This is a genomic window from Klebsiella huaxiensis, assembly GCF_003261575.2.
Classification (GTDB): domain Bacteria; phylum Pseudomonadota; class Gammaproteobacteria; order Enterobacterales; family Enterobacteriaceae; genus Klebsiella; species Klebsiella huaxiensis.
The window spans coordinates 925,134-937,764 of sequence record NZ_CP036175.1; the positions used below are offsets into that span (position 1 = coordinate 925,134).

The 12,631-nt window shown below is 51.8% G+C and carries 11 protein-coding genes and 1 pseudogene; 10 read left to right on the top strand and 2 right to left on the bottom strand.

Going from position 1 to position 12,631, the window contains the following annotated elements:
- Positions 1 to 116 precede the first annotated feature (116 nt).
- Positions 117 to 1,037, top strand: coding sequence for an agmatinase (gene speB / locus DA718_RS04500; protein WP_112217192.1), 921 nt, complete (start codon positions 117 to 119; stop codon positions 1,035 to 1,037).
- Between the two features lie 220 nt (positions 1,038 to 1,257).
- Here the strand turns inward: speB and loiP are convergent, their stop codons facing one another.
- Entirely contained in the window at positions 1,258 to 2,016 is a 759-nt protein-coding gene (loiP, locus tag DA718_RS04505; protein WP_112217193.1) for a metalloprotease LoiP, read from the bottom strand.
- A 278-nt stretch (positions 2,017 to 2,294) separates the two neighbouring features.
- On the opposite strand from loiP, the gene tkt reads away from it, so the two are divergent.
- From tkt to DA718_RS04540, 7 genes are all read left to right on the top strand, one after another.
- Positions 2,295 to 4,286, top strand: coding sequence for a transketolase (gene tkt, locus DA718_RS04510; RefSeq protein WP_130624345.1), 1,992 nt, complete (start codon positions 2,295 to 2,297; stop codon positions 4,284 to 4,286).
- A gap of 328 nt (positions 4,287 to 4,614) precedes the next feature.
- Entirely contained in the window at positions 4,615 to 5,058 is a 444-nt protein-coding gene (cmtB, locus tag DA718_RS04515) for a PTS mannitol transporter subunit IIA (RefSeq protein ID WP_112216566.1), read from the top strand.
- Between the two features lie 27 nt (positions 5,059 to 5,085).
- Positions 5,086 to 6,462 (top strand): PTS mannitol transporter subunit IIBC, encoded by a 1,377-nt coding sequence (locus DA718_RS04520; protein WP_112216565.1) that lies wholly within the window; start codon positions 5,086 to 5,088, stop codon positions 6,460 to 6,462.
- A 25-nt stretch (positions 6,463 to 6,487) separates the two neighbouring features.
- On the top strand, positions 6,488 to 7,765 hold the full coding sequence (locus tag DA718_RS04525; RefSeq protein ID WP_112216564.1) for a zinc-binding dehydrogenase: 1,278 nt from the start codon (positions 6,488 to 6,490) through the stop codon (positions 7,763 to 7,765).
- A complete protein-coding gene (gene glpX, locus DA718_RS04530) occupies positions 7,762 to 8,733 on the top strand; it encodes a class II fructose-bisphosphatase (protein WP_112216563.1) in 972 nt (323 codons plus the stop codon). The genes DA718_RS04525 and glpX overlap by 4 nt, the downstream gene beginning before the upstream one ends.
- 15 nt (positions 8,734 to 8,748) lie before the next feature.
- Positions 8,749 to 9,258, top strand: a complete 510-nt coding sequence (locus tag DA718_RS04535; protein ID WP_112216562.1) for an MltR family transcriptional regulator — start codon at positions 8,749 to 8,751, stop codon at positions 9,256 to 9,258.
- Entirely contained in the window at positions 9,255 to 9,971 is a 717-nt protein-coding gene (locus tag DA718_RS04540; RefSeq protein ID WP_112216561.1) for a nucleoside/nucleotide kinase family protein, read from the top strand. Before DA718_RS04535 ends, DA718_RS04540 begins: the two co-directional genes overlap by 4 nt.
- A gap of 47 nt (positions 9,972 to 10,018) precedes the next feature.
- Here the strand turns inward: DA718_RS04540 and DA718_RS04545 are convergent.
- Positions 10,019 to 10,108, bottom strand: a pseudogene (locus DA718_RS04545) (prohibitin family protein); the annotation flags it as partial.
- A 274-nt stretch (positions 10,109 to 10,382) separates the two neighbouring features.
- Here DA718_RS04545 and epd point away from each other — a divergent pair.
- Entirely contained in the window at positions 10,383 to 11,402 is a 1,020-nt protein-coding gene (gene epd / locus DA718_RS04550; RefSeq protein ID WP_112216560.1) for an erythrose-4-phosphate dehydrogenase, read from the top strand.
- Between the two features lie 51 nt (positions 11,403 to 11,453).
- A complete protein-coding gene (gene pgk, locus DA718_RS04555) occupies positions 11,454 to 12,617 on the top strand; it encodes a phosphoglycerate kinase (RefSeq protein ID WP_112216559.1) in 1,164 nt (387 codons plus the stop codon).
- Positions 12,618 to 12,631: the final 14 nt, after the last annotated feature.

The following is a 12,631-nucleotide window of genomic DNA, read 5'->3' on the forward strand; positions in this document are numbered from 1 at the left end:
AATTACGCCCAATATGCTATATGTATACCCAAACCCTTTCTCGTCGGGCCTAACGACGCGAAAGGGTTTTTTTATATCTTTTTCAAATACCAAGACGGCAAAAAGAGGTCATACCCATGAGCACCTTAGGTCATCAATACGATAACTCCCTGGTATCTAATGCATTTGGTTTTCTGCGTCTGCCGCTGAACTTCCAGCCGTACGACAGCGATGCTGACTGGGTGATTACTGGCGTCCCGTTTGATATGGCGACTTCCGGGCGCGCGGGCGGCCGTCACGGTCCGGCGGCGATCCGTCAGGTGTCGACTAACCTCGCGTGGGAGCACAACCGCTTCCCGTGGAACTTTGATATGCGTGAGCGTCTCAACGTGGTTGACTGTGGCGATCTGGTTTATGCCTTCGGCGATGCGCGTGAGATGAGCGAAAAGCTGCAGGCCCACGCGGAAAGATTGCTGGCTGCGGGTAAACGCATGCTCTCCTTCGGCGGTGACCATTTCGTGACGCTGCCGCTGCTGCGCGCGCACGCTAAGCACTTTGGCAAAATGGCGCTGGTGCACTTCGATGCTCACACCGATACCTATGCAAACGGCTGCGAATTCGACCACGGCACCATGTTTTATACTGCGCCGAACGAAGGTCTGATCGACCCGAATCATTCGGTGCAGATCGGCATTCGTACCGAGTTTGATAAAGATAACGGCTTCACGGTGCTGGATGCGGGTCAGGTTAACGATCGGACTGCTGACGATGTGATTGCCCAGGTTAAGCAGATCGTCGGCGATATGCCGGTCTATCTGACCTTTGATATCGACTGCCTGGATCCGGCATTCGCACCGGGTACCGGTACGCCGGTGATCGGTGGCCTGACTTCAGATCGCGCGATCAAACTGGTACGCGGCCTGAAGGACCTGAATATTGTCGGCATGGACGTGGTGGAAGTGGCTCCGGCTTACGATCAGTCCGAAATCACTGCGCTGGCGGCGGCGACTCTGGCGCTGGAGATGCTGTATATCCAGGCGGCGAAGAAAGGCGAGTAATCACAGGAATCGCTCGGCGGCGCTGCGCTTGCACGGGCCTACAGATAATCGCGGATCTCGTAGGCTGGGTAAGGCGTTAGCCGCCACCCGGCATGAATCCGGGCACAATGCCTAAAACGGGTTTGTCATCACCAGGTATGCCGGATAGCGCTAATGCTATCCGGCTTGCATGATGAGCTTTGCCAAAAATATCTGATATGGCTTGCTGATGGGGCGGCGGTTACTTGATGCCGTCCGCAGCCATTCGATCGCGAATATGCTGAGCGCGCGCTTCCGATGCCGGGTGATCGTCAAACATTGAGCTTTGGCGACCGGCTTCCAGTTTAGCCAATTTTTCGAAGCTGGTGGCCAAGCCCGCTGGGTTAATCCCGCGTTTACGCAGCAGATCGTAAGAGTAGTCGTCTGCTTCAGATTCCTGGCGCTGGGAGAATTGTGAATTCACCAGTTTTTCACCCAGATCGCCCAGTTGCGACTGCGAGAGACTGCCAACAATGCCGCCAGCTGAGGCTGCCGCTGCGCGCACCGCGTTGGTACCCAGCGCGACCTGCATCCCTTTCTTCACATGACCGAGCGCCACGTGACCCATTTCATGGCCGATGACTGCTTCAACTTCATTATCATTCATCAAATCCATTAGCCCGCTATAGACGCGAATACAGCCGTTGGCCATGGCAAATGCGTTGACGTCTTTGGTTTGGTATACCTTGTAGTTCACCGGCTGGCCGTTGATGTTGTCGCCCAGTGCGGCGGCGATTTTGCTGAGGCGCTTACTGTATTCGCTGCTGGCAGGCGCGATGCTGGCTTTGGCGTCCATCTCCTGGCAGGCCTTGTCGCTTAAGGTTTTAACCTGCTCGTCGCTGAGAGAGTAAGCCTGCCAGGCTTCTGCGCCAGAGCCAAGCAGGGCGCTAGAGTCCATGTTCTGGCATCCGGTAAGCGTTGCTGCGATCCCAAGGGCAAGAATAGCTGAACGAATTTTCATTTTTATCTTCCACAATCTTATGGTTATTTTTCCGAAAAAACGGCGATAGCAGGCCTGCCGTATCCTATACAAATTATAAATACTATCTCAGGATGCGGGCGAGAGGATTACGGTGTAGTACAACATGTTCCAGAGATTTCTTAAGCGGCAAAAGGATGCTCCATGTACATGTTTTGCCGCTTAGGTTACATTGTTCACACTTTTTTCCGGCGTAGCCCAAAACGCGCTGTCGTCAAGTCGTTGCGGGCATGGCCTTCATTATCCGATCTGGAGTCAAAATGTCCTCACGTAAAGAGCTTGCCAACGCTATTCGTGCGCTGAGCATGGACGCAGTACAGAAAGCCAAATCCGGTCACCCGGGTGCCCCGATGGGTATGGCTGACATTGCTGAAGTCCTGTGGCGTGATTTCCTGAACCATAACCCGCAGAACCCATTATGGGCTGACCGCGACCGCTTCGTGCTGTCCAACGGTCACGGCTCTATGCTGATCTATAGTCTGCTGCACCTCACCGGTTATGATCTGCCGATTGAAGAGCTGAAAAACTTCCGCCAACTGCACTCTAAAACTCCGGGTCACCCGGAAGTGGGTTACACCGCGGGCGTTGAAACCACTACCGGTCCGCTGGGTCAGGGTATTGCCAATGCGGTGGGTATGGCGATTGCGGAGAAAACGCTGGCGGCACAGTTCAACCGTCCGGGCCACGACATTGTTGACCACTTCACTTACGCCTTCATGGGCGACGGCTGCATGATGGAAGGTATCTCCCACGAGGTATGCTCCCTGGCCGGTACCCTGAAACTGGGCAAGCTGGTGGCGTTCTATGACGACAACGGCATCTCCATCGACGGTCACGTTGAAGGCTGGTTTACTGACGATACCGCGAAGCGTTTCGAAGCTTACGGCTGGCACGTTGTTCGTGGTGTAGACGGTCACGATGCTGACTCGATTAAACGCGCGGTGGAAGAAGCACGTGCTGTTACCGACAAACCGTCTCTGCTGATGTGCAAAACCATCATCGGTTTCGGTTCTCCGAACAAACAGGGCACCCACGACTCCCACGGCGCACCGCTGGGCGACGCGGAAATCGCGCTGACCCGCGAAGCACTCGGCTGGAAACACCCGGCCTTTGAAATCCCGTCTGATATCTATGCGCAGTGGGATGCGAAAGAAGCCGGTCAGGCGAAAGAAGCCTCCTGGAACGAGAAGTTCGCGGCTTATGCGAAAGCCTTCCCGCAGGAAGCGGCAGAATTCACCCGTCGTATGAAAGGCGATATGCCGTCTGACTTCGATGCGAAAGCGAATGAGTTCATCGCTAAGCTGCAGGCGAATCCGGCGAAAATCGCCAGCCGTAAAGCGTCCCAGAATGCCATCGAAGCCTTTGGCCCTCTGCTGCCGGAATTCCTCGGCGGCTCCGCTGACCTGGCACCGTCTAACCTGACCATCTGGTCTGGTTCTAAAGCGATTAACGAAGACGCCGCAGGCAACTACATCCACTACGGTGTGCGCGAGTTCGGTATGACCGCGATTGCCAACGGTATCTCGCTGCACGGCGGTTTCCTGCCGTACACCTCCACCTTCCTGATGTTCGTGGAATACGCCCGTAACGCGGTGCGTATGGCGGCTCTCATGAAGCAGCGTCAGGTGATGGTGTATACCCACGACTCCATCGGTCTGGGCGAAGACGGCCCGACTCACCAGCCGGTTGAGCAGGTGGCTTCCCTGCGCGTCACGCCAAACATGTCCACATGGCGTCCGTGTGACCAGGTTGAATCAGCTATCGCGTGGAAATACGGCGTTGAGCGTGCAGATGGCCCGACCGCGCTGATCCTCTCTCGTCAGAACCTGGCGCAGCAGGAGCGTACCGAAGAGCAGCTGGCGAACGTCGCCCGCGGTGGTTACGTGCTGAAAGATTGCGCTGGCCAGCCAGAGCTGATTTTCATCGCCACCGGTTCAGAAGTGGAGCTGGCTGTAGCCGCTTACGAAAAACTGACTGCCGAAGGCGTGAAGGCGCGCGTGGTTTCCATGCCGTCCACTGATGCATTCGACAAGCAGGATGCGGCTTACCGTGAAGCCGTGCTGCCGAAAGCCGTCTCTGCTCGCGTAGCCGTTGAAGCGGGCATCGCTGACTACTGGTTCAAATACGTGGGCCTGAACGGCGCTATCGTCGGCATGACTACCTTTGGCGAATCTGCTCCGGCTGAGCTGCTGTTTGAAGAGTTTGGCTTCACCGTGGAAAACGTTGTCGCCAAAGCGAAAGCACTGCTGTAATCATTTTTATGATAATAAACGGGTCGCTCAGGCGGCCCGTTTCTTTTGATTGAGACAGCGCTGGATTTTTTTGTTAGTTATCATCAAGTCATTAATGGTGATGTACTTCACAAAACGTTAATTTAGTGATTTTTCATATTTGCAATTGAAATCACAAATATATAGTTGATTTTATTTTTTTAATTATCAACTTGTTGTTTTTATTCATTTCGTAAAAACCTTCAGCCAGTTCGCCTCTCTTTTGTCGCTTATTGATTTCACTGTGCCTCCCGAGTATTTTGTTTTTAACGATAAACTGTACCCTGGAAATAAAATAAAAGGATGACCTATGCGACTGATTGATTATTTCCCAGAAGCATCAATATCGATAAAGAATTCAGCATCAAGCTGGCAAGAAGCGGTTGATTTTTCAATGTCAGCTTTATTGTCTAATCATTATGTTAGCCCGCAATATATTCAGGCAATTAAAGAGTCTACGTTAGCTAACGGGCCTTATTATATTCTGGCTCCCGAAGTGGCAATGCCTCATGCGCGTCCTGAATACGGTGCGTTAAAAACAGGGATGTCATTAACGCTATTGCGAAACCACGTCAGCTTTGGCGAGGGTAATGAACCCATTAAGTTATTAATTGGGTTGTCTGCTGCCGATTCAGATTCGCATATTGGTGCGATTCAGGCATTAAGTGAATTATTGTGTGAAGAGGAAAACTTGGCTGCATTGTTGGCGGCTAAATCTGAGAAACAATTAGCGGATATTATCTCCCGCGCATAATCAACTCCCTCCTTTCAGGATATTAATATGGAAAACAAGTCTGCTCGTGCAAAGGTCCAGGCTTTTGGTGGGTTTTTGACTGCCATGGTCATCCCCAATATCGGCGCATTTATTGCCTGGGGGTTTATTACCGCATTATTTATTCCTACTGGCTGGATGCCCAATGAGCATTTTGCCAAAATTGTCGGCCCGATGATTACCTATTTATTACCGGTAATGATTGGCTCAACCGGCGGTCACCTGGTTGGCGGCAAGCGCGGAGCGGTAATGGGCGGCATTGGTTCCATTGGCGTGATTGTTGGCGCTGATATTCCAATGTTCCTTGGTTCTATGATCATGGGGCCGCTCGGCGGCCTGGTAATTAAACATATTGACCGCCTGCTGGAAAAACGTATTCCTGCCGGTTTCGAAATGGTCATCAATAACTTCTCTCTCGGTATCGCTGGCATGATCTTATGCCTGTTGGGATTTGAAATTATTGGCCCGGCGGTTCTCGTTGCGAATAATTTTGTGAAGGAGTGTATTGAAGCTCTGGTGCATGCGGGGTATCTGCCGTTGCTCTCGGTTATCAACGAACCTGCGAAAATTCTCTTTCTAAACAATGCCATCGATCAGGGCGTCTATTATCCGCTGGGTATGCAACAGGCTGCTGAGACCGGAAAATCGATCTTCTTTATGGTGGCCTCTAATCCCGGACCAGGGCTGGGCCTGCTGCTCGGGTTTGCCATCTTTGGTAAAGGCATGAGTAAAAAGTCCGCTCCGGGCGCCATGATTATCCATTTCCTTGGCGGTATCCATGAGCTCTATTTCCCTTATGTGTTGATGAAGCCGTTAACGCTGATTGCCATGATCGGCGGTGGAATGACCGGTACCTGGGTCTTTAATCTGTTGGGTGGCGGCCTGGTTGCTGGACCGAGTCCTGGCTCAATCTTCGCCTACCTGGCATTAACACCGAAAGGGTCGTTTATCGCCACCATCGCAGGTGTAACTGCAGGAGCTCTGGTGGCCTTTATCATTACTTCTTTTATTCTGAAGATGGATAAAAGCATCGAAGTCGAAAAGGAAGATACATTTAGCGAATCTGCTAAAGCGGTAAAAGCGATGAAACGCGAAGGATCGTTTTCTTACAAGCAGGTTAAACGCGTTGCTTTCGTTTGCGATGCGGGTATGGGCTCCAGCGCGATGGGTGCTACAACTTTCCGTAAACGTCTGGAAAAAGCGGGACTGGCTATTACCGTCACCCACTATGCCATCGAAAATGTACCAGATGATGCGGATATTATCGTCACTCATGCCAGCCTGGAAGGCCGTGTTAAACGCGTCAGTGATAAACCTTTAATCCTGATTAAAAACTATATCGGCGATCCGCACCTGGATGAGTTGTTTAAAAACCTCAGTGCCTGATTGCTCATTAATTTACGGAGTTAATATGAAAACCAAAGTTGCCGCTATTTATGGCAAGCAGGATGTCCGCATTCGTGAATTCGAACTTCCGCAAATTACCGATAATGAATTGCTGGTGAGCGTAATCTCCGATAGCGTGTGTTTATCTACCTGGAAGGCCGCCGTTTTAGGCAGCGAACATAAACGCGTTCCCGATGATTTAGAAAATCATCCGGTTATTACCGGTCATGAATGTGCGGGGATTATTGTCGAGGTGGGGAAAAACCTTACCGATAAATATAAAAAAGGTCAGCGGTTTGTTCTGCAACCGGCGATGGGGCTACCAAGCGGATATTCAGCAGGTTATAGCTATGAATACTTCGGCGGTAACGCGACCTATATGATTATCCCTGAGGTGGCTATTAATCTGGGATGCGTACTGCCATATCACGGTTCTTATTTTGCCGCCGCGTCGCTGGCCGAACCTATGTGCTGCATTATTGGTGCATATAATGCCAATTTCCATACCACGCCTTATGTCTATGAGCATCGGATGGGAATTAAGCCTGGCGGCAATCTGGCGCTGCTGGCATGTGCCGGGCCGATGGGCATTGGCGCGATAGATTATGCTATCAACGGCAACATTGCCCCGGCGCGGGTGGTAGTGGTTGATATTGATGAAAAGCGCCTGGCGCAGGCGCAAAAACTCCTGCCGGTAGAACTGGCTGCCAGTAAAGGGATTGAGCTGGTTTATGTCAATACACGGGACGTTGCAGATCCGGTACAGGCGCTGCGGGCGCTGACGAATGACGAAGGATTTGACGATGTCTTCGTATATGCTGCCGTTCCCGCCATCGTGGAAATGGCGGATGAGCTGCTGGCGGAAGATGGATGCCTGAACTTCTTTGCCGGCCCTACGGATAAAAACTTTAAAGTCCCGTTTAACTTCTACAACGTGCATTACAACAGTACCCATGTCGTGGGGACTTCAGGTGGCTCAACGGATGACATGCTTGAAGCGATTGCCCTGAGCGCAACTGGACAACTACAGCCTTCATTTATGGTGACGCATATTGGCGGGCTGGATGCGGTGCCGGACACGGTGCTCAATCTGCCCAACATTCCTGGTGGCAAAAAGCTGATTTATAACGGCGTGACGATGCCGCTAACGGCGATTACTGATTTTGCTGAGAAAGGTAAAACCGACCCGCTGTTTAAGCAATTGGCGGAACTGGTAGAAGAGACGCACGGGATCTGGAATGAGCAGGCCGAGAAGTATCTTCTGGCACACTTTGGCGTTGATATTGGCGAGGTGGCGGAATGATGTCACTGGCGTGGCCGCTGCTACGCACTACGGAACAGGCAGCGCTTGCTGCCTGGCCCGAAACGGGGTGCGGGGATAAAAACAAAATTGATGGCCTGGCGGTAAGCGCCATGCGGCAGGCGCTTAATGAGCTTAATTTTCAGGGGCGGATCGTCATCGGAGAGGGGGAAATCGACCATGCTCCCATGTTGTGGATTGGCGAGCAGGTTGGGCGCGGCGAGGGGATGCTTATTGATATTGCCGTCGATCCAATAGAAGGAACCCGAATGGTCGCGATGGGGCAAAGTAATGCGCTGGCGGTCATGGCTTTTGCGCCAGTGGATTCTCTGCTGCATGCACCTGATATGTATATGAAAAAGATAGTTGTGGGCCGCCGGGCGAAAGGGGCGATTAATCTGCGGCATTCGTTAAGCGAGAACTTACATAGCGTGGCAAAGGTGCTGAACAAGCCGTTGACGGCGTTGCGTATGGTCACGCTGGATAAGCCGCGGCTACGTCCGGCAATTGATGAGGCGAGAAGTCTTGGAGTGAAAGTTTTTGCATTGCCGGATGGTGATGTGGCTGCCAGCGTGCAGACCTGCATGGTGGACAACGCTTACGACGTAATGTTTACCATTGGCGGCGCGCCGGAAGGGGTGATATCGGCGTGTGCGGTGACTGCTTTAGGTGGGGATATGCAGGCGGAACTTATCGACTTTTGTGAGGCGAAAGGCGACTCGCCTGAGCACCAGAAGATAGCGCAGGAAGAGCGCAGCCGTTGCGATGAGATGGGCGTGAAGGTCAACCATGTGTATCGGCTTAATGATATCGTGAGCCACCGCGATGTTCTGTTCGCTGCAACCGGCGTCACAGGAGGTGACCTGCTGCGTGGAATTCAACGTGGCGAGGGCGGAGTTCGCACACAAACAATCCTGATCAGTGGCATAGACCAAACGTGTAATATAGTAGACTCTCTGCATTCCTGGTGATTTATCGAGAAACGAATGACGACGCTAACAGAAGATGACGTGCTGGAGCAATTGGATGCCCAGCAAGATTTACTCTCCTTTATGGCGACTGCAAATACCCTCTTGTTGCAGGCCATCAAGCGTTTTCTGCCCTCGTTGTTCGTTAATAATGATGAAGAGATCGTGGAATATGCAGTGAAGCCGTTACTCGCGCAAAGCGGCCCGCTTGATGATATTGATGTGGCGTTACGACTGATATATGCGCTGGGGAAAATGGACAAATGGCTCTATGCCGATATCACCCACTTTTCGCAGTTTTATCAGTATCTGACTGAACAATGCGATCTTCCCGGATTTGCGGACGAGTTGACCTGGGATTTTATTTGTAATGTAAATAGCATTACGAATAACACCGCATTATACGGCGCGTTGAAATCAATGAAGTTTGCTGATTTCTCTGCGTGGTCAGAAATTCGCTTCATTAATATGGTGAAAACCGCGCTGGCGTTGGCGATAACGACGATATTAAAGGAATTAACGCCGTGAATATAACGCTGAGTATTAATGGGCTGAATGTTGATGCCCGGTACAGTGATGACGAAATTGAGAACGTCCATAAACCTTTACTGCACCGTTTTACCCGATTACATTCTTTAACGCCGAACCGGCGGACCATTATTTTCCTCAGTGCACCGCCAGGGACAGGGAAATCGACGCTCACGACGTTTTGGGAGTTTTTAGTGCGTCAGGACTCGCATTTGACACCAATCCAGACGCTACCGATGGACGGTTTTCACCACTATAACACCTGGCTTGAAGAGCATGGGTTACGTGGCTCGAAAGGGGCACCGGAAACGTTCGATGTGACCAAGCTGGCGGAAAATCTTCGCCAGATTCGCGAGGGTGAGGGCGACTGGCCGCAATACGATCGGCAAAAACATGACCCGGTTGAAGCTGCCATTAATGTAAATGCTCCCGTTGTTATCGTTGAGGGCAACTGGCTGCTGCTGGATGATGAGCAGTGGCGCGCACTCGCGGAGTTTTGCGATTTTTCACTGTTTATTAAAGCGCCAGCCAACGCTTTGCGGGATAGGCTGGTTGGGCGCAAGCTGGCCGGAGGCCTGTTGCAAGCTGAAGCCGAGGCGTTTTACGAGCGTACCGATGGTCCGAACGTTCGCCGTGTGCTCGAAAACAGCCGGGCTGCAAACCTGACGTTAGAGATGACGGCTGACGGTGCATATAAGATTGCCTGCCCTTGACTCAGGCGAGTGTTGCAAACAGGGCCGCGATAACGGCCCTGTTTGTATTTAGTCGAGATAAAGGGAGCAGTGGCGCCATGAATCATGGTACCCGGCAATTTACCATCCCAGCGCTCCGCTGTGGTCAGAGCGACAAGACAAGAAGTCTGCTCGCACCGTCCTTGCTATTCGTTACTCGTGTTGCAACTATTCCTTTTAAAATGTGACGTAAGTCAGATAAATGGCTTCTTCAACTGGACAGTCATTCCTTTTATTCCTTGTTTCGCTTATTCTAGCTGAAGCGTTTCAGTCGTCTAAATGTTCGACAATTAATCAATCAGTCGCAGTTTGCGACAGGTAAGGTTTCCCTTAGAGCGTAGCTGCATTACTCTGTCAGCCACCTCATTTCATGGACAGCCTTGCAGGAGACCTATGACCATACGCATTGCGATTAATGGCTTCGGTCGCATCGGGCGTAACGTGGTTCGTGCTTTGTATGAATCCGGGCGTCGTGCGGAAATCACCGTGGTGGCAATCAATGAACTGGCGGATGCTGCCGGCATCGCTCATTTGTTGAAATATGACACCAGCCATGGGCGCTTTGCCTGGGATGTACGCCAGGAGAGAGAGCAGCTGTTTGTCGGCGATGATGCTATTCGCCTGCTGCATGAATCTTCCCTTGAGGTGTTGCCCTGGCGTGAGCTGGCGGTGGATGTGGTGCTTGATTGTACGGGCGTTTACGGCAGCCGTGAACATGGCGAAGCCCATCTTAAGGCTGGCGCGAAGAAAGTGCTCTTTTCACATCCTGGCGGCAACGATCTCGACGCGACGGTTGTTTTTGGCGTCAATCATGATGAACTGCGAGCCGAGCACCGTATCGTCTCCAATGCCTCCTGCACGACCAACTGCATTATTCCGGTCATTAAACTGTTAGATGATGCCTACGGCATAGAGTCCGGCACGGTAACAACGATTCATTCCGCTATGCACGATCAGCAGGTTATCGATGCTTATCATCCGGATTTGCGCCGTACGCGAGCGGCCAGTCAGTCGATCATCCCGGTTGATACTAAACTAGCTGCGGGGATCACGCGTATTTTCCCTCAGTTTAACGATCGCTTTGAGGCGATTGCAGTCCGCGTACCGACGATTAATGTGACGGCGATCGACCTTAGCGTAACGGTGAAAAAACCAGTAAAAGCAAATGAAGTCAACCAGTTGCTGCAAAAAGCAGCACAGGGTACATTTCATGGTATAGTTGACTATACGGAATTACCGTTAGTCTCGATAGATTTCAACCACGATCCGCATAGCGCCATTGTTGATGGTACGCAAACGCGGGTAAGCGGTGCGCATTTGATCAAAACGCTGGTCTGGTGCGATAACGAATGGGGCTTTGCTAACCGGATGCTCGACACCACGTTAGCGATGGCCGCACAAGGTTTCAGGTAAGGCGCGTAAGCGCTTGCAAAACTTTATCAAGAATCAACGAGAGGATTCACCATGTCTGTAATTAAGATGACCGATCTGGATCTTGCTGGTAAACGCGTTTTTATCCGTGCGGATCTGAACGTACCAGTTAAAGAAGGGAAAGTAACCAGCGATGCGCGTATCCGTGCCTCTCTGCCGACCATCGAACTGGCCCTGAAACAGGGTGCGAAAGTGATGGTAACTTCCCACCTGGGTCGTCCTACCGAAGGCGAGTACAACGAAGAATTCTCTCTGCTGCCGGTTGTTAACTACCTGAAAGACAAACTGTCTAACCCGGTACGTCTGGTTAAAGATTACCTGGACGGCGTGGAAGTCGCCGCTGGTGAACTGGTTGTTCTGGAAAACGTTCGCTTCAACAAAGGCGAAAAGAAAGACGATGAAGCGCTGTCTAAAAAATACGCTGCGCTGTGTGATGTATTCGTAATGGATGCATTTGGTACCGCTCACCGTGCACAGGCTTCTACCCACGGCATCGGTAAATTTGCTGACGTGGCTTGCGCAGGTCCGCTGCTGGCCGCTGAGCTGGACGCGCTGGGTAAAGCGCTGAAAGAACCTGCTCGCCCGATGGTTGCTATCGTGGGTGGTTCTAAAGTTTCCACTAAACTGACCGTTCTGGATTCCCTGTCTAAAATCGCTGACCAGCTGATCGTTGGTGGTGGTATCGCCAACACCTTCGTTGCCGCTCAAGGCCACAACGTGGGTAAATCCCTGTACGAAGCTGACCTGGTTGACGAAGCTAAGCGCCTGCTGACTACCTGTGATATCCCGGTCCCGACTGATGTTCGCGTGGCAACTGAGTTCTCTGAAACCGCAGCCGCTACCCTGAAATCTGTTAACGACATTAAAGATGACGAGCAGATTCTGGACCTGGGCGATGCTTCCGCGCAGCAGCTGGCTGAAATCCTGAAAAATGCCAAAACTATTCTGTGGAATGGTCCGGTTGGCGTGTTTGAATTCCCGAACTTCCGCAAAGGTACTGAAATCGTTGCGAACGCTATCGCTGATAGCGAAGCCTTCTCTATCGCAGGCGGTGGCGATACCCTGGCAGCAATCGACCTGTTTGGCATTGCTGACAAAATCTCCTACATCTCCACTGGCGGCGGCGCATTCCTCGAATTCGTGGAAGGCAAAGTCCTGCCAGCAGTAGCTATGCTCGAAGAGCGCGCTAAGAAGTAATTCAGTTCAGGCGG

Bases quoted from the DNA above. Each gene is read 5' to 3' on its own strand.
- speB (WP_112217192.1), top strand. From the start codon at position 117: ATGAGCACCTTAGGTCATCAATACGATAACTCCCTGGTATCTAATGCA.
- loiP (WP_112217193.1), bottom strand. From the start codon at position 2,016: ATGAAAATTCGTTCAGCTATTCTTGCCCTTGGGATCGCAGCAACGCTT.
- tkt (WP_130624345.1), top strand. From the start codon at position 2,295: ATGTCCTCACGTAAAGAGCTTGCCAACGCTATTCGTGCGCTGAGCATG.
- cmtB (WP_112216566.1), top strand. From the start codon at position 4,615: ATGCGACTGATTGATTATTTCCCAGAAGCATCAATATCGATAAAGAAT.
- DA718_RS04520 (WP_112216565.1), top strand. From the start codon at position 5,086: ATGGAAAACAAGTCTGCTCGTGCAAAGGTCCAGGCTTTTGGTGGGTTT.
- DA718_RS04525 (WP_112216564.1), top strand. From the start codon at position 6,488: ATGAAAACCAAAGTTGCCGCTATTTATGGCAAGCAGGATGTCCGCATT.
- glpX (WP_112216563.1), top strand. From the start codon at position 7,762: ATGATGTCACTGGCGTGGCCGCTGCTACGCACTACGGAACAGGCAGCG.
- DA718_RS04535 (WP_112216562.1), top strand. From the start codon at position 8,749: ATGACGACGCTAACAGAAGATGACGTGCTGGAGCAATTGGATGCCCAG.
- epd (WP_112216560.1), top strand. From the start codon at position 10,383: ATGACCATACGCATTGCGATTAATGGCTTCGGTCGCATCGGGCGTAAC.
- pgk (WP_112216559.1), top strand. From the start codon at position 11,454: ATGTCTGTAATTAAGATGACCGATCTGGATCTTGCTGGTAAACGCGTT.